We start from the raw sequence: 20,376 nt of genomic DNA, 5'->3' as shown, positions 1-20,376 counted from the left end.
GGCCGTCAAAGGAGACATTAGACGATGAGTAATCGCGATCAAGAATTAAAAAAACTAGCATATGAAGAAGTAGAAAAACATAAAGAAGCGGTTCAAAATGACCGATTTAGATTAGGCTATCATTTGATGCCACCAGTAGGATTACTTAATGACCCAAATGGCTTTATTCAATTTAACGGGGAATATCACTTGTTTTATCAATGGAATCCGTTTCATACAGGACATGGGACAAAATTTTGGGGGCATTATACATCAAAGGACTTAGTGAATTGGGAGCACCACGATATCGCCTTGGCACCAAGTGATTGGTTTGATAAGAATGGTTGTTATTCAGGAAGTGCGATTGAGCATGATGGGAAGATGTATTTGTTTTATACCGGAAATGTGAAAGATGAAAATAACGAGCGTGAAAGTTACCAAGTACTGGTTGAATCGAAAGATGGCTATTCATTTGAGAAAAAAGGTGTCGTCGTTGAATTACCTGATGAGTATACCGCTCATTTCCGCGACCCTAAAGTGTGGAAGCGTGGAGACGATTTTTATATGGTTGTAGGAGCGCAAAGCAAAGAGTTAACAGGGAAAGTAGCGCTCATGCGTTCAAAAGATTTGTATACTTGGGAGCATCTCGGAGCGATCGCGGGAGCACATATGGGATCGATTGAAGATTTCGGTTATATGTGGGAATGTCCCGATCTATTCGAGCTTGATGGCGAAGATGTATTCATTTTCTCTCCACAAGGGATTGAACCAGAAGGGATGCTTTACAACAATATTTACCAAGCTGGATACTTTGTTGGGAAGATGGATTACGAGAACGTTCGGTATAATCACGGAGAATTTGTTGAAATGGATCGAGGGTTTGAATTTTATGCCCCTCAAACAACAGAAGATGAAAAAGGACGTCGCATTCTCTTTGGTTGGCTAGGTATGCCTGAAGAGCGGGAAGAAGACCATCCGACGATTGAGCATAAATGGATTCACGCCATGACGATCCCGCGTGAACTCCGCTTAACAGAAGGCAAGTTGTATCAATTGCCGGTTGAGGAATTGAAGCAATTGCGTCAAAAAGAAGTAAACTATGATCAAGTGCAACTAGACTCGACTTCTCAAGCGTTTGCAGGAATTGAAGGAGAGCGCTTAGAGCTAGAGCTTGAAACACTGGGCAATCCAACAAGCGATCTGACCATTGAGTTGCGTAATCATGCTTCGATTATTTATTCACCAGAAAAGAAACAATTCACGTTAACGCGTGTTAGTTTCGTCGATGGCAAGACAATAGAAGAACGTCATTGTTATCTTGACGCGCTTCAAAATCTTCGTGTGTTTTTAGATTCATCGACGATTGAAGTATTTATTAATGACGGGGCAGAGGTGTTTACCGCGCGCATCTACCCTGAAGCCGATGAGCTAGGTATTTCATTCAAATCGGAAAAACCTACATCTGTTCAACTAAAAGCTTGGATGTTATACTAAGAAAACATAAAAAAACAAAGTCTGCACCTGCTCTTGTCAGGGGAGTGTGTAGACTTTTTTCTTTGAGATCAAGGCATAATTATACGGTCGGATGATTGATCAATCATTTCGCCGATAGACCACTAAGAGAAAGGTACGGTTAAAATGAAAGACAATACAAACTCGGTTTCTTATCAGAAGGAAAAGAGAACATTCGAAGCCAAGCACTACTTATTATTTATTATTCCGTCACTTATAGGGATTTTGCTATTTATGACACCTATTGTGATCGATGGAGCCATCACTATTCCTGTGGCATTCTTAGCGGGTATGGTCGAAGGGGCTTTAGCAGATGTGTTGCCCTTGCTGATGGCGATTTTACTGACCGTATCAATTCTGATAAACCTATTCGTTGTGGCGAAGAAGCCGTCATTTGTTCAAAAGAGTGAGATTGCTCGGGCTTTATTTGATGTCGGTTGGACATGGACAATCATTCGTACAATCGGTGTTCTGTTTCTTATCTTGACGTTGGTAGAAACGGGACCAGCTTTTATTTGGTCCGATGATACAGGTGGGTTGCTTGTTTATGAGCTCATTCCGATTCTCTTTGCCGTCTTTTTATTTGCGGGATTCTTCTTACCATTGCTTATGAACTTTGGATTAATGGAACTCGTTGGTTCGGTTCTTAACCGGATTATGCGTCCACTTTTTACATTGCCTGGGCGCTCGTCAATCGATTGTATGGCATCATGGATGGGAGATGGAACGATTGGTGTTCTATTGACCAATAAACAATATGAAGATGGGTATTATACGAAACGAGAAGCTGCTGTCATTGGGACAACTTTCTCTGTTGTATCGATTACCTTTAGTATTGTTATCTTAACGTATATGGATCTTGATCATTTGTTCTTACAATATTATGGAACGATTGTCATTGCTGGTTTTGTGGCAGCGGTTATCTTACCACGAATTCCACCACTATCGAGAAAGGCAGACACGTATTTTACGGATAAGAAAGCAGACATAGAAGAAAAACAAAGCTTCAAAGCATCGTTTCAAACAGGGCTACATCAAGCGCTTGTTCGAGCGACAACGAATAATGGAGTGTTGACAAACTTAAAAGGTGGCGTCAAAAACGTTCTAGACATGTGGATTGGCGTCATTCCAGTTGTTATGGCTATTGGAACCGTTGCTCTTGTTGTGGCTGAATACACACCGCTTTTCCAATGGTTAGGGGCACCATTTATTCCGCTCCTTACATTGATGCAAGTTCCAGAAGCAGCGGCTGCCGCTCAAACAATAGTTATTGGATTTGCTGATATGTTCTTACCAGCGATTATCGGAAGTAGCATTGAAAGTGAATTCACTCGTTTTGTCATTGCTTGTGTGTCCGTCACGCAGTTAATTTATATGTCAGAGATTGGTGGATTACTGCTTGCATCGAAGCTTCCGGTTAAGTTCATCGATCTTGTGATTATTTTTATCGAGCGTACATTGATAACTTTACCGGTTGTCGTATTAATGGCTCATCTTATTTTTTGATTTAAGTAAAAGGATTGTCAGTTGGCAATCCTTTTACCTATGAGCGAAAAAGAATACAGGTGGTGGGAGCATGGAAAAAGAAGTTGTTATGATTACAGGTGCTAGCAGTGGATTAGGAGCGGCCCTCGCCAAGCAATACATGAGCATCGGTGCACATGTTTGTTTAGTGGGGAGATCACGTGAAACTTTACGAACAACCATCGAAAATGACTCAAAGCATTATTCTATATACGAAGGTGACATCACTGACAAATCAGATGTGACCCGTATCGTTTTTCAGATTGAGGACGAGGTAGGTAAGGTTGATATGCTTATCAATAATGCAGGGGTGGGGTTCTTTGGTTTAGCTGAGGACTTGTCTGAACCAGATCTTAGTACGATGATTGATGTTAATGTCAAAGGGACAATCTATTGCACACAGGCCATTTTACCTGAGATGAAAAAGCGTAATAAAGGAACGATCGTTAATATTATTTCAACTGCTGGACGACTTGGGAAGGCGAATGAATCGGGGTATGTAGCAAGTAAATTTGCTGTGCGTGGGTTCACAGAAAGCCTTCAAGCAGAATTAGCTCACACGATGATTCGAGTGAGTGGAGTTTATATGGGTGGAATGAACACGCCATTTTGGGAAGGGATTTTGCCTGTGGAAAAGCGTGAGTTGATGATGCAACCAGAAGACGTTGCTGAAATTATCGTCCACAACCTTCAAGAAAGACGTCATGTTTCGGTTGAGGAAATCGTTATTAAAAACAAAAAGCCTAATAAGTGAACGAAAGTATTTGACTGATTTGGTCGGTGCGGTTACAATGTAAGCGAAAACAACATACGTGGGATTGTTACTGATCAAGCAGGCAAGACCTAAAATGAATGAAAGGGAGACGTCTACCCAAAATCCGTCCTCTTTGTTCATTTTAGGTCTTTTTTTGCATGTATGGATAATGATTCTATTTCTACAAACTTTATAGACAAGATCAATTAGGGAGGAAATAAAAATGGATACAAAAAAAGTAGCCCAAGAGCTCGTCGAGTTACTTGGAGGTGCTGATAATGTGATCAGTGCTACACATTGTGCAACAAGACTTCGGATTGTCCTAAATGATGATGATAAACCGAATAAAGAACAAATCGAAGAGCTCGAAGGTGTAAAAGGGGTTTTTAAAGCATCAGGTCAATATCAAGTTATTTTTGGGACAGGCCTTGTCAATAAGGTCTATGCTGAGTTTGCGCAGATAACAGGTGTCGGCTCTAAAGATACAGATGGCGGAGAGAGACAAGTCGATCATGCAGAAGCGGCAAAGAAGAAAATGAATCCATTTGCTCGTATTGCTAGAACATTATCGAACATTTTCGTTCCGATCATTCCAGCGATCGTTGCAAGTGGTTTGTTAATGGGTCTACTTGGGATGATGCAAGCATTTGAATGGGTACCAGCTGATAGTCCGTGGATTTTATTTTTAGACATGTTTTCTAGTGCAGCCTTTATCATTTTACCGATCTTGATTGGTTTTAGTGCGGCGAAAGAATTTGGCGCGAATCCTTACCTTGGTGCGGTTCTGGGTGGAATTATGACTCACCCATCTCTTTTGAATCCTTGGACACTAGCTGATGCCGAACCTGAAACGATTCAGTTTATCGGAATGAATGTAGATTTACTTGGTTATCAAGGAACGGTTATTCCTATCCTTCTTGTCGTCTACATAATGAGTAAGATCGAACGAAACGTACGTAAGGTTGTTCCGAATGCGATCGACCTACTAGTTACGCCGTTTGTGACAGTTATTTTAACAGGATTTATTGCGATGCTGTTCATCGGACCGCTTGGAACAATGATCGGAAGCGGTTTAACATGGGGTCTTGACTTCATTTATAGCACAGCAGGAATTTTTGCCGGGTTAATTTTTGGTGGGTTGTACTCAACGATTGTTATTACAGGGGTTCATCATAGCTTCCACGCGATTGAGGCAGCCCTTATTGCAGACTTTGGCGTCAACTTTTTGCTACCGATTTGGGCAATGGCCAATGTTGCACAAGGCGGAGCGGGTTTGGCGGTCTTCTTCTTGACAAAAAACCCGAAAATAAAAGAGATTGCTATTCCAGCATCCTTCTCAGCTTTCCTAGGTATTACTGAGCCAGTTATTTTCGGTGTTAACCTTCGCTTCATGCGTCCGTTTATCGGAGCAGCAATTGGTGGCGCCTTAGGTGGAGCTTATGTGGTGTTCACCAATGTAGTCACAAATGCATATGGATTAACAGGAATTCCGATGTTTGCCATCGCAGCACCATTTGGTACATCGAACATCATTAACTATGCAATCGGTATTCTCATTGCAGCAGGTGGAGCGTTCGTAGCAACATGGATTCTCGGCTTAAAAGAAGATGAACCAAAGAAATAATAAGATAAGTCGAGGTTGGGACTTAACTAAAGTATTTAACTCAGGATACGAACAAAGCGCTAATTTAGCGGATGAAATATACGTAGACTTCTGGCGGGTATTAGCATAGGTGAGACACTGAAGTGCGAAGCACGAAGGGGCTCACCAGCTTCCTCGCGAGTGCGAAGTATATTTCAGGAGCGGTTTACATAAGCCGCAACCATAATGTTCGGAATTCCATAAGTTGAAATACTTTTGTCCCAGCCTCGGCTTTTTTAGTTGTGATGATAGTTAACAGTTTGTTTTTCTTTCCTTAAAGAAGAAGCAAAAGAAGTAAGCTTAAGAATCCCGTTTCCTTCCGCTCTTCTATCTACATCTAAAGAGACGGTCCGTTTAATCAATTGAGCATACATCTCAACTTCTGTAAGAGGTCGCTCAAATTCCTTTTCACATTTCTCAATTAATAAAGCGCAAGCCCCCGCTACATGAGGAGTGGCCATCGAGGTTCCGGATAGGGTGGCATAACCGTTGTCTAGGTACGTGGAGAGAATCCCCTCTCCTGGAGCAACAAGATCAATCGCACAATTGGTGTTACTGAACCTTGATATCTGTTCATCAAGTGTGACCGAGCCAACTTGGACGACTTCGGGATAAGCACCAGGGTAGGCGTACTCGTCGGTTGTGTGATCGCCATCCCCTTCATTGCCTGCTGCGCAAATCACCATAATATTCTCAGCAACAGCTTCTTTAATCGCTCGGTGAAGCACCGGTGTATCAATTCGCCCTCCAAGTGACATCGATATGACCCGGGCTCGTTCACCGTTTGGGCCTCTCCATTTAATTGCATAGCGAATGCCAGCAATGACCCAACTCGTCTCCCCGTAACCTTTTCCGCTTAATACTTTCACGACAAGAAGCTTAGACATGGGGGCTACACCAATCACACCTTCTCCATTTTCAGCTGCGGCAATCGTGCCACATACATGCGTTCCGTGTCCGCTATAATCATCAAATTTAGTCGGATCTCCTTCGTCATCTGAGGTGAAATTATAGCCATCAATGATTTGATTTTTGAATTCAAGATGATGACGATCACAACCTGTATCAAGAACAGCGACAACGGACTCACTCCCTTTAAATCCTTGCTCCCAGATTGACGGGGCTTCAATTAATGTAATGCCAGGGGGCACAACTTTTGTATCGTTTAATACTTCATCAACTGTATACGGAATGAGGCGAACTTTACTCAAATGAATCCCTCCTCTTTCTGTGATAAATAGTGGGTGACATAGATCCCTATTTTCCTCACGTTCACTCATGAAGAAAAAAACTTGTATATATCTATCTCTCTCGTATTATAATGAACACGTAGGCAACATATTTGATAGGCGATTTCCTCAAGGAAATCGTCTTCTTTTCTTTGGTTTTTTTCTGATTTCTTTTAAATGTTTTATTCCTAACATGACGGTAGAGAAGCAACTGGCAGCAAGAACGAGTAATGTCAACAACTGCTCTAGTAACTCCAACACCTCAATCACCCCCCGAAAAAAGTTTTAAAAAAAAGAGCCCTACACAGTGAACGGACGACTGGTAGGACTCATTATTTAAGAGTCTGCTAAGGTGTATAGAAACGCAAGGATAAATAGGGAATATATGTCACTGTCATTATATCACCCGCAGTAAAACTTCCACAATAGAAGACTGAATAATCAGTCAATATGTACTGGTTCTTCTTATTTTTCGACACTAGTGTCATGATGCTATTCACCTAGAAAGGCAGGAGCACGAAGTAAGGGAGAGCTATGTCCCTCATGTTATACTTTGGACATATTTGTTTCGTGCAGGAGGTTAAGATCAATGAGTCGAATACAGAATGATTGGAATGAGTTGCTTCAAGGACAGTTTGAACAACCGTATTTTCAAGATCTTGAAACGTTTCTCGAACAAGAATATCAATCTGGAACGGTGTATCCTAAGAAAGATGACCTTTTTCAAGCCTTAGAATTAACTTCATATGCTGAAACAAAAGTCGTTATTCTTGGTCAAGATCCATATCATGGTCCAGATCAAGCGCATGGCTTAAGTTTTTCTGTCAGGCCCGAGGTTAAAATTCCACCATCTTTAAAGAACATCTTTAAAGAACTTCAAGAAGATCTAGGCTGTAGACCACCTGATAACGGCTATCTTGTTCCGTGGGCAAGCCAAGGAGTACTGCTCTTGAACACGGTGTTAACGGTTCGAAAGGGACAAGCTGCTTCTCATAAAGGCAAGGGATGGGAGCTACTAACAAATTATATAATTGATGTATTGAATGAGCGAGATGAGCCTGTCATTTTTGTTCTCTGGGGAAAGCATGCCCAAGTGAAACAAGACCGAATAACAAATGAGCGGCATCCAATCATTATTTCACCACACCCGAGTCCCTTTTCAGCGAGGCGTGGATTTTTTGGGAGTCGACCATTCTCAACGATTAACAAGCTTTTAACCGACCGTGATGAAGAACCGATAGATTGGCAACTACCGAATAAATAGTCGATTATATAGGATTGATCAGAAGAAAGGGGTATTAAAATGAATGTGAAAACAGCTCATACAACCTTACATAATGGTGTGAAAATGCCATGGCTAGGTCTTGGAGTGTACAAGGCGGAAAATGGTTCAGAAATCAAAGAAGCGATTAGAGCTGCACTGAAAGTAGGCTACCGAAGCATTGACACAGCCGCGTTCTACTTTAATGAAGAAGGCGTCGGTGAAGCGATACGAGCAAGTGATATACCCCGTGAGGATATTTTTGTGACGACAAAAGTGTGGAATGATGACCAAGGCTATGAAAAGACACTACAAGCATTTGAAACAAGCATGGGGAAGCTTGGTCTTGATGTATTGGACCTTTACTTAGTTCACTGGCCTGTGACAGGGAAGTTTACCGAAACATGGCGTGCATTAGAAACGTTATATAAGGCAGGAAAAGTTCGCGCCATTGGTGTCAGCAACTTTCAGATCTCCCATTTAGAAGAGTTGATGGAGTCTGTTGAAATCAAACCAATGGTCAATCAAATTGAGCTTCATCCCTATTTAACGCAAAAAGAGCTTCGTGCTTATTGTATGAATCATGGTATTCAAGTCGAGGCGTGGCGCCCGTTAACGAAAGGCGATATTTTCTCAAATAAAACGGTTCAACAAATTGCTAAGGTGCACAATAAGACAGCTGCTCAAATTCTCCTCAGATGGAATATCGAGCATAGAGTCGTCACCATTCCTAAATCTGTGACGCCAACACGAATCGAAGAAAACAGTCAGATCTTTGACTTCGAATTAACGAACGAAGAGGTCAGTGCACTTGATGCGTTAAATGAAGAGAAACGATACGGTCCAGATCCAGATACATTTGTTTAGATATTTAGAATGGCTGGTACAAGATAGAAATTAAGCATTGTTCCGGCAGGTGCGAAAGAGATGACATCAACAGCTACGGCCTTGCAAATTGAACCAACAATGGTCGCGACTCTACAAATGACCAGGGTCCTTGTTTTATTTATGTTATTACCTTTTCTGATTAAATGGTTTACCGTTCGACCAATGTAAAGGCGACTGTTTCATTATGAAACAGTCGCCTTTTTGTATGTATTTAGTTAAGAATGTAAAGTTTGTAAATGGTATTTTTAACTATCGAAATTATCTTTCTTTTAAGGTGTTTTGAGAAAGGTAGATAGATCAATGGTTCGTACGATAAATGTCCAAAAAAAGTTTATCTATTTTTGGATGTAGTTATAAGATTTTAACATCTCATAAATTAAATAAAATGTCAACAATCTTTATTGTATTTTAATGTTTCCCCCAAAGAGGGTTAACAATGCACTGGTAGGATGATGGTGTAGAGGCGAGAGGGAAACGAATTACTGTGTGTCTCGTTTTAAGAGGAGGTTTCGACATGGATATTCATATAAAGGAACTGACAATGAAGTTCAATGACGTTGTCGCTGTGAATAAATTATCAACAACGATTCGCGACGGAGAGCTTGTTTCATTACTTGGGCCAAGTGGTTGCGGAAAGAGTACGACACTTATGCTCCTCTCAGGGCTGTATAAGCCAACAGCGGGTCAAATTATTTTTGGGGATCGCGACGTAACAAAAATCGAAGCTGAAAAGCGTGAAATTGGGATGGTCTTTCAAAACTATGCCTTATACCCACATTTAACGGTATTAAAAAACATTATGTTCCCTTTGAAAATGATGAAAGTCAATAAAAAAGAAGCTGAAGAACGTGCGATGGATATGGCGAAGCTTGTGCAGATTGATCACCTTGCTCATAGGAAACCAGGACAATTATCTGGAGGCCAGCAGCAGCGTGTAGCGATTGCACGTGCACTCGTTAAAAAGCCAAAGCTCCTATTACTAGACGAGCCTTTATCAAACTTAGATGCTAGATTACGTTTAGAAATGAGAGAAGAGATTCGTCGAATACAACAAGAGGTAGGCATTACGGCTGTATTTGTTACACATGACCAAGAAGAAGCGTTAAGTATTTCAGATCGAGTAATGCTGATGTCAGGTGGAATCCTGCAGCAAGATGCGTCTCCTCAAGGGATCTATCATGAGCCAGTAACATCGTTTGTAGCAAAATTTATTGGTAATCCTCCTATTAATCTAATGACGGCAACGAGTCATGAAGGGATGAGAGCTCGTATTGATGGGTATGAATCATCTATTAAACTACCAGGCCAACCTAAGAGCCTTCCTACAAACATCGAATTAGGGATGCGTCCGGAAGACTTCTATGTGACAGATCAAGAGCATGCGTTAGTAAGTGGTGAAGTGACGTACTATGAAACAGTAGGTCGAGATACGATGATTCGTGTTCAGTGTGGTGGACAAGACTTACGAGCATTAATAGATCCAGAGGCAGAGATTAAGGTGGGAGATCTCATTCATTTAAATGTTCGTAGAAACCGCATTTATGTATTTGATCAAGAGACAGGGAAGGTTTGTCAGTAGTTTTCTTTGAGAGGAGGAAGTAGGTTGTGGAGATGAGACCAACAAAGAAGAGTACATTCAAAGCATTCTTGTACCTTCTTCCGGCCCTAATTATTTTAGGGACCTTTAATATCTACCCCATTATTCGTTCGTTTTTAATGAGTTTCTATACAGATTATGATTTCTTTAATGATGAAGTATTTGCCTATGGATTTGATAATTTTGTCTATCTCTGGAATGATCCGGCCTTTCATCGCTCGGTATGGAACACGATTATATTCGTGTTAGGTGTTGTGCCAGCATCAATTGCGATTTCACTAGTGATTGCGATGCTATTAAGTAGCAAAATTAAGTTTCGTAGTTTATTTCGAACCATCTACTTTTTACCATTCGTCACATCTGTCGTAGCCGTAGCAATTGTATGGAGATGGATCTTTCATTCAGACTACGGATTAATGAATTATTTCTTAGGATTTGTTGGTATTGATCCAATCAGGTGGCTAACAGATCCGACCTACGCGATGCCAGCTCTAATCATCTTAAGTATTTGGAAAGGGCTAGGCTTTAACATCATTATCTTCCTAGCAGGCTTACAAAACATTGATCGACAATATTATCTAGCCGCAAAGGTCGACGGGGCATCGAAGTGGGAACAGTTTAAGACGATCACCTTACCGCTACTTTCACCAACGATGTTCTTTGTATCGATTATCTCAATAATAAATTCATTCAAAGTGTTTGATGAGATCTTCGCTTTATTTGGTGGCCAGCCTGGTCCGGGCGGAAGCACGTTAACAGTTGTTTACTACGTCTATCAGAAGTTTTATGAGGAATGGCAGTTCGGAATTGCATCCGCTGCGGCATATATTTTGTTTATGATTATTTTCTTGTTTACATTAGTTCAGCTGTATATTGGCAAGAAGAAAGTACATTACAACTAAGAGGGGAGGCGATGTTCGGTTATGGAAAGACAGGTTCTATCAAAGAGTACGATCTATATCATGCTTAGCCTCGGTGGATTCTTTATGCTCTTGCCCTTTATCTGGATGATCAGTACCGCATTAAAACCGCCAAACGAAGTCATGGCGATGCCTCCTGTATGGATTCCTTCAGAATTCAGGTGGGGAAACTTCGGACAAGCTCTGCAAATGGCTCCTTTTGGAAGATATTTCATTAATAGTGTGATTGTAACGGTCATCAGTACAATTGGTGAGTTAATTACAACGATTTTAGCTGCTTATGCGTTCTCACGTATGCGTTTTTACGGAAAAGAGATTGTGTTTGCTGTATTGCTTGGAACGATGATGGTTCCAGGAGAAGTGCTGTTAATTCCTAACTTTGTCACAGTAGCGAATCTTGGATGGATTGATTCCTACCAGGCGCTCATTGTACCGTGGATTGCAAGTATTTTCTCGATCTTTTTGCTTCGTCAATATTTCTTAGGAATTCCTGAATCTTTATCTTATGCGGCAAAAATTGATGGCTGTAGTGATTTCAAGTTTCTATGGTACATCATGGTACCTATTGCAAAACCAGCTCTAGTGACAATTGCTTTATTGAAAATTATTGGTAGTTGGAATGCATTCTTATGGCCGCTCATAGTGACAAACTCTACAGAGATGCGCACATTACCAGTTGGCTTGACGTCATTTACAACAGAAGCAGGAACGATTTATGAGCTATTTATGGCTGCTTCAACGATTGTTATTTTGCCGATGTTAATTCTCTTCTTCATCATGCAAAAACACATCATCCAAGGTGTGGCTCGTTCTGGTGTCAAAGGCTAATCCAAAGTGATAATGCGCCCTTTATTGGGGTTCATCATATAATGAAAATTTCTAAACAAACAAAGGGAGTGTATGACAAATGAAGAAGTGGTTACTTGGTTTAGGTATTTCTGTTGCGTTAGTTGGTTGTGGAAACAATGGTGCGGAAAATGTAAGCACAGGTGGAGATTCATCAACAGATGATGAGCCTGCAAACGATGAAGGTAGCACAGTTGCAGTTGAATTAGATTCAGAAGTAGAAATTGATTTCTGGCATGCGATGAATGGACCACATGAAGAAGCGGTTAATGCAATCATTGAAGAATTCAACGATAGTCATGAGTTCATCACAGTGAAGCCGGTTGGTCAAGGTTCTTATAACGACTTACAACAAACGATCATGGCATCAGCTCGAGCGAACAATTTACCTGTGATCTCGCAAGTAACAACGAATGTCATCCCTGATTATGTAGAAAATAATTTTGTGCAATCATTAGATCCTTATGTATACGATGAGGAAATTGGGTTTTCAGAAGATGAACTAAACGATGTGATTGATATTTTCCGTGAGTCAAGCTCATGGAATGGTGAGTATGTAACGGTACCATTTAGTAAGAGTACTCGCATTCTTTACTATAACCAAGATGTATTAGATGAGTATGGCTTTGATGTACCTGAAAGCTGGGACGATATTAAGGAAATCTCTGAAGCGGTGAAAGCCGACGGTATGGTTGGTATGGGCTTTGAAAATGCATATGAAATGGAATTTGAAGCATTACTTCTTCAAATGGGTGGAGAGTATATTGACGAGGGAGCAATGGAAGCTCACATGGGGTCTGAAGAAGGTGTTCAAGCCATGACATTCATTAAAGATATGATTGATAATGGTCTTGCTCGTACAGCTGGTGAAGATCAATACATGTCTAACCCGTTCGGTCGTGGTGATGTGGCGCTATACATCGGTTCTTCCGCAGGTCTTCCGCACGTAGCAGCAGCTGCAGATGGGAACATTGAGTGGGGGACAACAGTCCTTCCGACACATGAAGAAAAAGAAGCGGTAGGATTTGCAGGAAACGACATTATTATGTTTGACCAAGCAACAGATGAAGAGAAGGCAGCGGCATGGGAGTTTATGAAGCATATCACAAGCACCGATGTAACAGCTAACTGGGCAATGGATACAGGCTATCTACCCGTTCGTTATTCTTCATACGATCTAGATGAGTATCAAGCATTCATCGAAGAGCAACCTAAGTATGCAGCTGCTGGTGAGCAGTTTGACGCTGGATTCTTCACTGGGCGTGTACCAGGTGGAAATACAATTCGTAACATCGTCATTGAAGAATTAGAAGAGATTCTTCTAGATCGTAAGACAGTAGAAGAAGGCCTACAAAGCGCACAAGATCGCGCCAATGCAGAGCTTAGCAACAACTAATTATTCTAAAATTATGAGGTGTCTGTTATGTTAAAAACGACCGTGCAGTTCTTTGGTGGACTAGATACGATCGGTGGAAATATTGTTGAGATCACTTACGGAAACAGTCGTGTGATTTCAGATTTTGGATTAACGTACAATCCTCAAGCCAATTTATTGACACATATTACTAACTCACGTGCAGCGAAGATTATTTCTGATTCACTACGATTAGGTTTAATCCCTGCAATCCCTGGCTTTTACAATAAGGAGGACCTGCTGTGTGCAGGTCCAGCCTTGAAAGACTTACCAGCTCGTGAGGAAACAAATCTCGAAACAATTGTCTGTATCTCTCACTTGCATCTAGATCATATGGGTGCAATGGGACTCATACCGGTCCAGACGCCTGTCTACCTATCTGAAAAAGGGCTACAGTTGTATCGCGAGCTTGAAGTAATTGGAGAGTCTGTGATCGGGCCAGAACGAGAGCTTTCGTCGATTGCTGAGAATGAAACGATCAAAGTTGGAGAGATTACAATCACGGCGATTCCTGTCGATCATGATTGCTACGGATCATCTTCTTTCCTAGTGAAAACTCCTGATGCAACAATTGTGATCTCTGGTGATATTCGTAAGCACGGACAGGACCCGGAGAAAAATGAGCGTTGGATTGAAAAAGTTCAAAAAGAGAATCCAGACCTTCTTCTCATGGAGGGAACGACAGTTAAAGATTCAGAATCGGCTTCTCCAGAAAACGTAGTGACAGAAGGTTATATCTCGACATTGATGAATGATGAGTTAAAAGGCAAAGACAGTCAATTAGCTATCTTTAATATCTACCACCGCAATCTCGACCGTTTACAGAACATGATTTTAGCGGGGGAGAAGTCTAGTCGAAAGACTGTATTTGAAGTAGAAACTGCCTATTTAATAAGCAAGCTAATTGATTTTGACAAAACGATCTATGCGTATATGCCAGAGAGCTTGCTAGCAAAACAGCAAGAAAACAGTCTGCCCCCTTGGCAAACAGAGTTGCTTGAACGCGTACAGGCTGTAACGGCAGAAGATATGATAAAAGAACCTGGAAAGTATTTAGTGCAAAATAGCTTCCATAACATCTTAGAATTGTATGAGCTGCCGTTAGAGGGCGCGACTTATTTCCACGCAAATGGTGTTCCTCTCGGGCCATTCGATCCTTTATATGATCAATTGCTAACGTTTTTAGCAGATCAAGGTGTGTCATTTAATAACATCAATGTATCAGGCCACGCGTACCCTGATGACTTAAGGTATTATATTGATCAAGTAAAACCGAAAAACCTCATCCCCTGGCATAGTTTAGCGCCAAAATATGTACTTCCATCAAATGAGGATGCTATCAACGTACTTCTCCCTCAATATGGTGTTCGTTATGAAGTGGTAAACGGAACGCTTATTTCTATTAAATAGCAAAAGAACGCAGCGAAGTGGCTGCGTTCTTTTCTTCGTTATTGCATCATTTGTTGATTAGATTGTGGTGGTTGCTGTGGTACTTGTGTATTCGGCATTTGTGGTGGCTCAGTTGTTTGTGCATAGGCTTGTGTCATCATTTGCATGTCTTGTTGTTTTAATTGAGGGACTTGATAGTAGCCATGTTTGTTTTGATATAAGAATATTTCATAGGACATCTCAATTAAGTTGGGTACAGTATCGGCTAAAATTCTGCGTAATACTGGGTTGGTTATCTCGCAAGACGTCAAAGTCATGGTTGAAGCAGTTGTTTTCATGAGTCCAAGCATATGAGCAGATAAGCCAGCTTCCTTTACTTCAGAGATGGAGCGGTTTGGCTTTTTAGGTTGAGTCGGTTGAACACCAAAGACAACGTCATTGCTTTGGGACATATGATACACATCTGTGGATTCACAAGCCGGCTTTGCTCCTGTAGAGAAGGCATCAACGATTAAGTTGTATTGGCTTTCAATAAATTCATACTGATGATCGAGCATCTCAATCAATTCTTGATCTTTCATGAAAGACCGAAACATCATATATTGATCCATGACATTAATTAATTGAGCAATAATCTCATGGGCATCAAACACCTCGTGCCCCCCGTGGCTCATGTTATGGGGCAATTGATTCGATGGAATGTTCCCAGCTTGATTTTGTGCAGATTGTTGCATGTTATTTGGAATCATTGTCAAACCTCCTTACTTGATTAGAGAACTTAAAATCCCCCTTCATTACTCTCTCTCTGTTTCACTTTTTCATACTAACTTTATTATTAAGAAACGCTTATAAGTAATGAGGTAAAGCGCTTTCAACGAATAATACTTTATCAAATATCATGTCAGCTTATCTTACACAACTGTAGATTCTGAAAATTCAGAACGTATAATGAGACTTAACAACAGATGTTAGCTTACATGACGACAAGTAAGCGACCGCTTAGAACATACGCAGCATAAGGGAGCATCTGAAAAAAGAAAAAAGGGGAGTGGGTACGATGGAGGAAATGTTTTTGATGAATAACGTATGGATTATGATCTGTGCAGTGCTTGTTATGTTAATGCAAGGTGGGTTTATCCTGCTTGAGGCCGGTTCAACACGAATGAAGAACGCAGGACACATCGCAGGTAAAACTATCTTCACAATCGGAATTGCATCACTTGTCTTCTGGGCAGTAGGATATGGCTTTATTTACGGGGAAGGGAATGCATTTATCGGTCTAAGTGATTTCTTCTTTGGTGACTATACGACGATGTTTGATGGATTAGCTGGTTCGGTTGATTTCTTCTTCCAATTAGCCTTTGCAGCGATTGCCTTGACGATTGCCTTTGGTGGATTTGCTGAACGTGCAAAATTATCAGCTTACATTGTATTTGCAGTTCTTTTCTCAGCCTTTGTGTATCCGGTTGTTGCACACTGGATTTGGGGTGGCGGATGGTTAGCAGAACTTGGTAAGCAAGATTTTGCAGGATCTACGGTTGTTCACTTAACAGGGGCCATGGCGGCACTTGCTGCAACGATTCTTTTAAAGCCTCGCCTTGGGAAATTTAATAAAGATGGATCTGTGAACGATTTAGCTGGACATAACCAAGTATATACGGCATTAGGTGTCTTAATCTTATGGGTAGGTTGGTTTGGATTTAATGCAGGTAGTACATTAGAAGTCGACGGTGCATTCTTTGGTTATGTCGCGTTAAATACTCAACTTGCAGCATCAGCTGGTGCAGTTGCAGCCCTATTCATTACGTGGGCAATGCTTGGTAAATCAGATGTGCCAACGATTTTAAACGGTGCATTAGCAGGCCTTGTTGCCATCACTGCTTCGTGTGCGTTTGTTGCCCCTTGGGCGGCAGTTGTTATCGGGATTATTGGTGGACTCATTGTATTCTTCAGCATGAAAATGTTTGATAAAGCAAAAATTGATGATCCTATTTTCGCCCTATCTGTTCATGGTGTAGCAGGGGTTTGGGGAACGATCTCAACAGGATTCTTTGCAACACCACAGTTAGCAGCGTTAAATGGAGGAAGTGCTGGTTTATTCTATGGCGGTGGTTTTTCTCAACTTGGTGTCCAAACATTAAGCGTCATCGCATGTGGAGCCTTTGCTTTTATTGCATCGTACCTTTTACTTCTGGTTACAAAAGCTCTTGTTGGAGGTTTACGTGTATCTGAAGAAGAAGAAATTCTTGGTCTAGATATGAGTGAACACGGAAGCTACGGCTATCCTGAGAGCATGCCAGAATCGCAAGAGAAGACAGGAGCATAAATGTTGAGTAACAACATGAACCTACGACAAGTCGATGAACGGGTGAAGAGATTGCGCGAGAAGTCTTTAATCGAGCAAGACCCACATGACCTTCAGTTGTTACATGATCAACTAATTGATGGGGCGGTTCATAAAGCATTAGAGAGTGTAGAAAGTGAGTGGGGATCGCCTCCTACTCACTTTGCTTTCTTTGTCATGGGTAGTGCGGGTCGTCATGAACAATCTTATTGGAGTGATCAAGATCATGGCTTACTATATGAGGAAGATGATCCAGAATATCAAGCCTATTTTCTAGAGTTAGGCAAAGCGATCGTCCATGAATTAGAACGTATCGGATACAGCCAATGTGACGGTGATGTGATGGCTTCTAATGATCGATGGTGTAAATCTGTCGCTTCATGGAAACGTCAATTAAGTGAATGGGTAGAAGACGACACTTGGGAATCGCTTCGTTATTTGTTGACGGTTGCGGATGCTAGGTGCTTTTATGGCGAAACCTCATTTGTTGGAAACTTGAAGCATCAGTTGTTTCAGCTCGTTGAGGAATATCCGCCTCTCATCCACCGCCTATTTGAAAATACTGGGCGAGTGAAAAAAGGAATTGGGTTGTTTGGGCAGCTGTTACCCGAGACAAAAGGCGTCCACCAAGGGAAACTTGATTTAAAACAAACTGTGCTATTTCCCTATGTAAATGGTCTTCGTTTAATGGCGCTTAAAGAGGGGATTGTAGCATCTTCTACAATGGAACGGATGAAAACCTTACCTGCTTCTTATGCTCATATTAAAGGTCACCAACAGTCTCTTGCTTCCTTACTGACTTATCGTTTGCGTTGGCAACGTGGACAGAAAGAATATGACGGGATTCACTTTGTAAAAGTTGATGAGTTGTCTGCTTTAGAGAAGAAGCGATTAAAGGAATGGATTCGTGAAGGGCATGAACTCTATCAATACATTGAAGACATCATGGTAAAGGGTCGATCGTTATGAACTTGAATCACATGGTGCAATTTGTCAAACAGTTATCAACTCGGTTAAGCCCAGGAATGTATGCATCGACACAACCACAATCTCAAGCAGGTAATCTGGCGAAATTACGGCAGATCCAACGAGAGCTAAAAAATGATGACGCACTAGATCAGCCGATTCATTCGTTGCCTTTTGTGATTTTCGATCTTGAAACGACGGGATTTTCCCCCGATAAAGGCGATGAGATTCTCTCGATTGGTGCTGTGAAGATGCAGGGGGCAACGATCTTAGAAGAAGAGATTTTTTATTCGACGGTTCAATGTCGGATGGAACCTTCAGAGGAAATCCTTACATTAACAGGACTTACTTCAGAGGAACTTTCTGACTCGAGGCCACTAGAAGACGTGTTACTTAATTTCTACGAATTTATCGGCGGCGACACATTAATTGCTCATCACGCAATCCATGAAAAGCGATTCATGTCGCATATGACGTGGAAGATGATGAGAATGCCGTTTGCTCATCGAATAATCGACACGACTTTTTTAACAAGAGTTGTCGCAAATAAAGAGCAACTCGTCACCTTAGAAGATTGCTGCAACTTCTACAACATTCCTATTACAACACGCCATCATGCTCTACATGATTCGTTGATGACAGCGAGACTTTGGCAAGAGTGCTTACTACGCGTACAAGAACTCGGCTTTACGACACTTCGCGACATCTATGTGCATTTAGCGACGTTAAAAAAATAGTGAGACCATCATAAAAAAAGGAGGGGAGGGAGTGGATTCATCTGTATCTAGAAAACAAGCCTGCTTTCCTATTCGTGTTGTGATGGATATGACGAATTTAACGGCGAGACAAATCCGATATTACGAAGAGCAAGGTCTCATCAAACCAGCAAGAAATGATGGCAACCAGCGGATGTTTTCTATGGAAGATATTGATCGATTTCGATTAATAAGGTCTTACATTGATCAAGGAATTAATATTGCAGGAATTAAGACGATATTGGCAACCGTTGATCAGGACTCGAGACCTTGATCTGGTTGTCTTTTTTTTCGTTGGGTGTGATATTATGTAAGGGAGAAAAGAGAGGTGTTATTTATGAACATTTCAGGAACACAAATTGTTGGTCAAATGGAAAAGCAATTAACCAAACTACGTCAAGCGGTAGCAAGCGGAGATGCAGCAGCTGTTCGCGAATATACAGCTGTCATTGAATCGCATTGCGAGCTTATCAAAGGCGGGGCGACGCAACAAGCAGTAGAGCAAGTCAAGCCCGTTCGAGCTATGCCGAGTATGCCAGTGACAAGCCCTAGCTCTCAAGCAGTTGAGGTAAGACCACTATCGAACCCATCCTTCCAAAACGATCCAACACCTAAAAAAGAAGACAACTTACTAGACTTTTAAACGAATCTACCCCGATATGTTGGGGTAGATTCGTTTTTTTAGAAGTCCGCGTTTCTTTTATTCCGGTTTCCACTCGACTAAGACGGCATAATGAAGCGATTCATGGTCGTCCAAGTAATTTGGAAGAGGATGGAGAGGTGAAAGCCCTTGTTTCAACATGAAAGAGAGAACAAGGTCATGAAGTTGTCCCCTGTTTACTTGCTCAATATAGGTCTCAATATCCATCGTTGAGGCATGCTCATGGTAATTCGGAATTCGGCACCCTGCTAAAAACCGATCCAGCTCAAGTTGTTTCACCGTTGCCTTTCTCGCTTCATAGAGAGCTTGTGCAACGCCTCTTCCACGATAACTCGGTCGTACACACACATCAATCCCATACAAGCTATCCCCGCTAGAGACATGACTCCCTTTAATAAAGCCATGGTCGCTGACTTCTTCCCACGTATGAGGTTCTCCAGTATGTTTTACAAGGAGAGAGGTAGCAGAACCGACAATGACTCCATCGATCTCTGCGAGAAGTGCCCCTTCAGGAAATGTTTCCACATGCGAGGCAATCTGTTCTTTACTCCACCACAAGTCTGCTGGAAAAGGAGGAGGGAAAGCTTCTTTCTGAACATCCAATAACCCTTCATAGTCTGCTAATGTGTAGCGACGTACAGTAAGTTGGCTCATAAAGTAACCTCCTGTTTTGATTCATTTTTTTCTAGTGTATC

The 20,376-nt window shown here is 41.5% G+C and carries 20 protein-coding genes; 17 read left to right on the top strand and 3 right to left on the bottom strand.

Features of this window, described 5'->3' with window-relative positions; genetic code table 11:
- The first annotated feature begins 24 nt into the window (after positions 1–24).
- From CDZ88_RS14710 to CDZ88_RS14695, 4 genes are all read left to right on the top strand, one after another.
- Positions 25–1,473: a glycoside hydrolase family 32 protein gene (locus tag CDZ88_RS14710; RefSeq protein WP_100374260.1), complete on the top strand. Its 1,449-nt coding sequence runs from the start codon at positions 25–27 to the stop codon at positions 1,471–1,473.
- A gap of 144 nt (positions 1,474–1,617) precedes the next feature.
- Positions 1,618–2,997, top strand: coding sequence for a YjiH family protein (locus tag CDZ88_RS14705; RefSeq protein WP_100374259.1), 1,380 nt, complete (start codon positions 1,618–1,620; stop codon positions 2,995–2,997).
- A gap of 70 nt (positions 2,998–3,067) precedes the next feature.
- Positions 3,068–3,769, top strand: coding sequence for an SDR family oxidoreductase (locus tag CDZ88_RS14700; RefSeq protein ID WP_100374258.1), 702 nt, complete (start codon positions 3,068–3,070; stop codon positions 3,767–3,769).
- A gap of 223 nt (positions 3,770–3,992) precedes the next feature.
- Positions 3,993–5,393 carry a sucrose-specific PTS transporter subunit IIBC gene (locus tag CDZ88_RS14695; RefSeq protein ID WP_100374257.1) on the top strand — a complete coding sequence of 467 codons (1,401 nt, stop codon included), beginning with the start codon at positions 3,993–3,995 and terminating at the stop codon, positions 5,391–5,393.
- A 254-nt stretch (positions 5,394–5,647) separates the two neighbouring features.
- Here CDZ88_RS14695 and CDZ88_RS14690 read toward each other — a convergent pair whose 3' ends face one another.
- Complete coding sequence (locus CDZ88_RS14690; RefSeq protein WP_100374256.1) at positions 5,648–6,622, bottom strand: S8 family peptidase; 975 nt, start codon at positions 6,620–6,622, stop codon at positions 5,648–5,650.
- Between the two features lie 607 nt (positions 6,623–7,229).
- Here CDZ88_RS14690 and CDZ88_RS14685 point away from each other — a divergent pair.
- The 8 genes from CDZ88_RS14685 (at position 7,230) to CDZ88_RS14650 (ending at position 14,976) form a co-directional block, all read left to right on the top strand.
- On the top strand, positions 7,230–7,904 hold the full coding sequence (locus tag CDZ88_RS14685) for a uracil-DNA glycosylase (RefSeq protein WP_100374255.1): 675 nt from the start codon (positions 7,230–7,232) through the stop codon (positions 7,902–7,904).
- Between the two features lie 39 nt (positions 7,905–7,943).
- Positions 7,944–8,768, top strand: a complete 825-nt coding sequence (locus tag CDZ88_RS14680; RefSeq protein WP_100374254.1) for an aldo/keto reductase — start codon at positions 7,944–7,946, stop codon at positions 8,766–8,768.
- A 36-nt stretch (positions 8,769–8,804) separates the two neighbouring features.
- Positions 8,805–8,957: an AbrB family transcriptional regulator gene (locus CDZ88_RS14675; protein ID WP_269799276.1), complete on the top strand. Its 153-nt coding sequence runs from the start codon at positions 8,805–8,807 to the stop codon at positions 8,955–8,957.
- Between the two features lie 346 nt (positions 8,958–9,303).
- A complete protein-coding gene (locus CDZ88_RS14670; protein WP_100374253.1) occupies positions 9,304–10,368 on the top strand; it encodes an ABC transporter ATP-binding protein in 1,065 nt (354 codons plus the stop codon).
- 32 nt (positions 10,369–10,400) lie between these two features.
- Complete coding sequence (locus CDZ88_RS14665) at positions 10,401–11,288, top strand: carbohydrate ABC transporter permease (protein ID WP_100374717.1); 888 nt, start codon at positions 10,401–10,403, stop codon at positions 11,286–11,288.
- A 21-nt stretch (positions 11,289–11,309) separates the two neighbouring features.
- Positions 11,310–12,134 carry a carbohydrate ABC transporter permease gene (locus CDZ88_RS14660; protein ID WP_100374252.1) on the top strand — a complete coding sequence of 275 codons (825 nt, stop codon included), beginning with the start codon at positions 11,310–11,312 and terminating at the stop codon, positions 12,132–12,134.
- Positions 12,135–12,213: 79 nt separating this feature from the next.
- A complete protein-coding gene (locus tag CDZ88_RS14655) occupies positions 12,214–13,548 on the top strand; it encodes an ABC transporter substrate-binding protein (protein WP_100374251.1) in 1,335 nt (444 codons plus the stop codon).
- 27 nt (positions 13,549–13,575) lie between these two features.
- Positions 13,576–14,976: an MBL fold metallo-hydrolase gene (locus CDZ88_RS14650; RefSeq protein WP_100374250.1), complete on the top strand. Its 1,401-nt coding sequence runs from the start codon at positions 13,576–13,578 to the stop codon at positions 14,974–14,976.
- Between the two features lie 38 nt (positions 14,977–15,014).
- Here CDZ88_RS14650 and CDZ88_RS14645 read toward each other — a convergent pair whose 3' ends face one another.
- On the bottom strand, positions 15,015–15,704 hold the full coding sequence (locus CDZ88_RS14645) for a spore coat protein (RefSeq protein WP_232718665.1): 690 nt from the start codon (positions 15,702–15,704) through the stop codon (positions 15,015–15,017).
- A gap of 308 nt (positions 15,705–16,012) precedes the next feature.
- On the opposite strand from CDZ88_RS14645, the gene CDZ88_RS14640 reads away from it, so the two are divergent.
- The 5 genes from CDZ88_RS14640 to CDZ88_RS14620 all read left to right on the top strand — a co-directional run bounded on the left by CDZ88_RS14640 (position 16,013) and on the right by CDZ88_RS14620 (position 19,663).
- A complete protein-coding gene (locus CDZ88_RS14640) occupies positions 16,013–17,281 on the top strand; it encodes an ammonium transporter (RefSeq protein WP_100374249.1) in 1,269 nt (422 codons plus the stop codon).
- A gap of 3 nt (positions 17,282–17,284) precedes the next feature.
- Complete coding sequence (locus tag CDZ88_RS14635) at positions 17,285–18,268, top strand: DUF294 nucleotidyltransferase-like domain-containing protein (RefSeq protein ID WP_232718654.1); 984 nt, start codon at positions 17,285–17,287, stop codon at positions 18,266–18,268.
- Positions 18,265–19,002, top strand: a complete 738-nt coding sequence (locus CDZ88_RS14630; protein ID WP_100374247.1) for a 3'-5' exonuclease — start codon at positions 18,265–18,267, stop codon at positions 19,000–19,002. Before CDZ88_RS14635 ends, CDZ88_RS14630 begins: the two co-directional genes overlap by 4 nt.
- A gap of 31 nt (positions 19,003–19,033) precedes the next feature.
- The gene (locus CDZ88_RS14625; protein ID WP_269799265.1) at positions 19,034–19,294 is read left to right on the top strand and encodes a MerR family transcriptional regulator; all 261 of its coding nucleotides are present in this window, start codon (positions 19,034–19,036) and stop codon (positions 19,292–19,294) included.
- A 63-nt stretch (positions 19,295–19,357) separates the two neighbouring features.
- On the top strand, positions 19,358–19,663 hold the full coding sequence (locus tag CDZ88_RS14620) for a YwdI family protein (RefSeq protein WP_232718758.1): 306 nt from the start codon (positions 19,358–19,360) through the stop codon (positions 19,661–19,663).
- 57 nt (positions 19,664–19,720) lie between these two features.
- On the opposite strand, the gene CDZ88_RS14615 is transcribed toward CDZ88_RS14620, so the two are convergent.
- Positions 19,721–20,335, bottom strand: a complete 615-nt coding sequence (locus CDZ88_RS14615) for a GNAT family N-acetyltransferase (RefSeq protein ID WP_100374245.1) — start codon at positions 20,333–20,335, stop codon at positions 19,721–19,723.
- Between the last annotated feature and the right edge of the window lie 41 nt (positions 20,336–20,376).

Origin of the sequence: Bacillus sp. FJAT-45037 (assembly GCF_002797325.1) — a bacterium.
GTDB lineage: Bacteria > Bacillota > Bacilli > Bacillales > Bacillaceae_D > Alkalihalophilus.
This window is presented reverse-complemented; position numbering and strand designations above follow the sequence as displayed.

Bases quoted from the DNA above. Each gene is read 5' to 3' on its own strand.
- CDZ88_RS14660 (WP_100374252.1), top strand. From the start codon at position 11,310: ATGGAAAGACAGGTTCTATCAAAGAGTACGATCTATATCATGCTTAGC.
- CDZ88_RS14710 (WP_100374260.1), top strand. From the start codon at position 25: ATGAGTAATCGCGATCAAGAATTAAAAAAACTAGCATATGAAGAAGTA.
- CDZ88_RS14640 (WP_100374249.1), top strand. From the start codon at position 16,013: ATGGAGGAAATGTTTTTGATGAATAACGTATGGATTATGATCTGTGCA.
- CDZ88_RS14700 (WP_100374258.1), top strand. From the start codon at position 3,068: ATGGAAAAAGAAGTTGTTATGATTACAGGTGCTAGCAGTGGATTAGGA.
- CDZ88_RS14680 (WP_100374254.1), top strand. From the start codon at position 7,944: ATGAATGTGAAAACAGCTCATACAACCTTACATAATGGTGTGAAAATG.
- CDZ88_RS14685 (WP_100374255.1), top strand. From the start codon at position 7,230: ATGAGTCGAATACAGAATGATTGGAATGAGTTGCTTCAAGGACAGTTT.
- CDZ88_RS14615 (WP_100374245.1), bottom strand. From the start codon at position 20,335: ATGAGCCAACTTACTGTACGTCGCTACACATTAGCAGACTATGAAGGG.
- CDZ88_RS14665 (WP_100374717.1), top strand. From the start codon at position 10,401: ATGAGACCAACAAAGAAGAGTACATTCAAAGCATTCTTGTACCTTCTT.
- CDZ88_RS14670 (WP_100374253.1), top strand. From the start codon at position 9,304: ATGGATATTCATATAAAGGAACTGACAATGAAGTTCAATGACGTTGTC.
- CDZ88_RS14695 (WP_100374257.1), top strand. From the start codon at position 3,993: ATGGATACAAAAAAAGTAGCCCAAGAGCTCGTCGAGTTACTTGGAGGT.
- CDZ88_RS14705 (WP_100374259.1), top strand. From the start codon at position 1,618: ATGAAAGACAATACAAACTCGGTTTCTTATCAGAAGGAAAAGAGAACA.
- CDZ88_RS14650 (WP_100374250.1), top strand. From the start codon at position 13,576: ATGTTAAAAACGACCGTGCAGTTCTTTGGTGGACTAGATACGATCGGT.
- CDZ88_RS14655 (WP_100374251.1), top strand. From the start codon at position 12,214: ATGAAGAAGTGGTTACTTGGTTTAGGTATTTCTGTTGCGTTAGTTGGT.
- CDZ88_RS14630 (WP_100374247.1), top strand. From the start codon at position 18,265: ATGAACTTGAATCACATGGTGCAATTTGTCAAACAGTTATCAACTCGG.
- CDZ88_RS14620 (WP_232718758.1), top strand. From the start codon at position 19,358: ATGAACATTTCAGGAACACAAATTGTTGGTCAAATGGAAAAGCAATTA.
- CDZ88_RS14645 (WP_232718665.1), bottom strand. From the start codon at position 15,704: ATGATTCCAAATAACATGCAACAATCTGCACAAAATCAAGCTGGGAAC.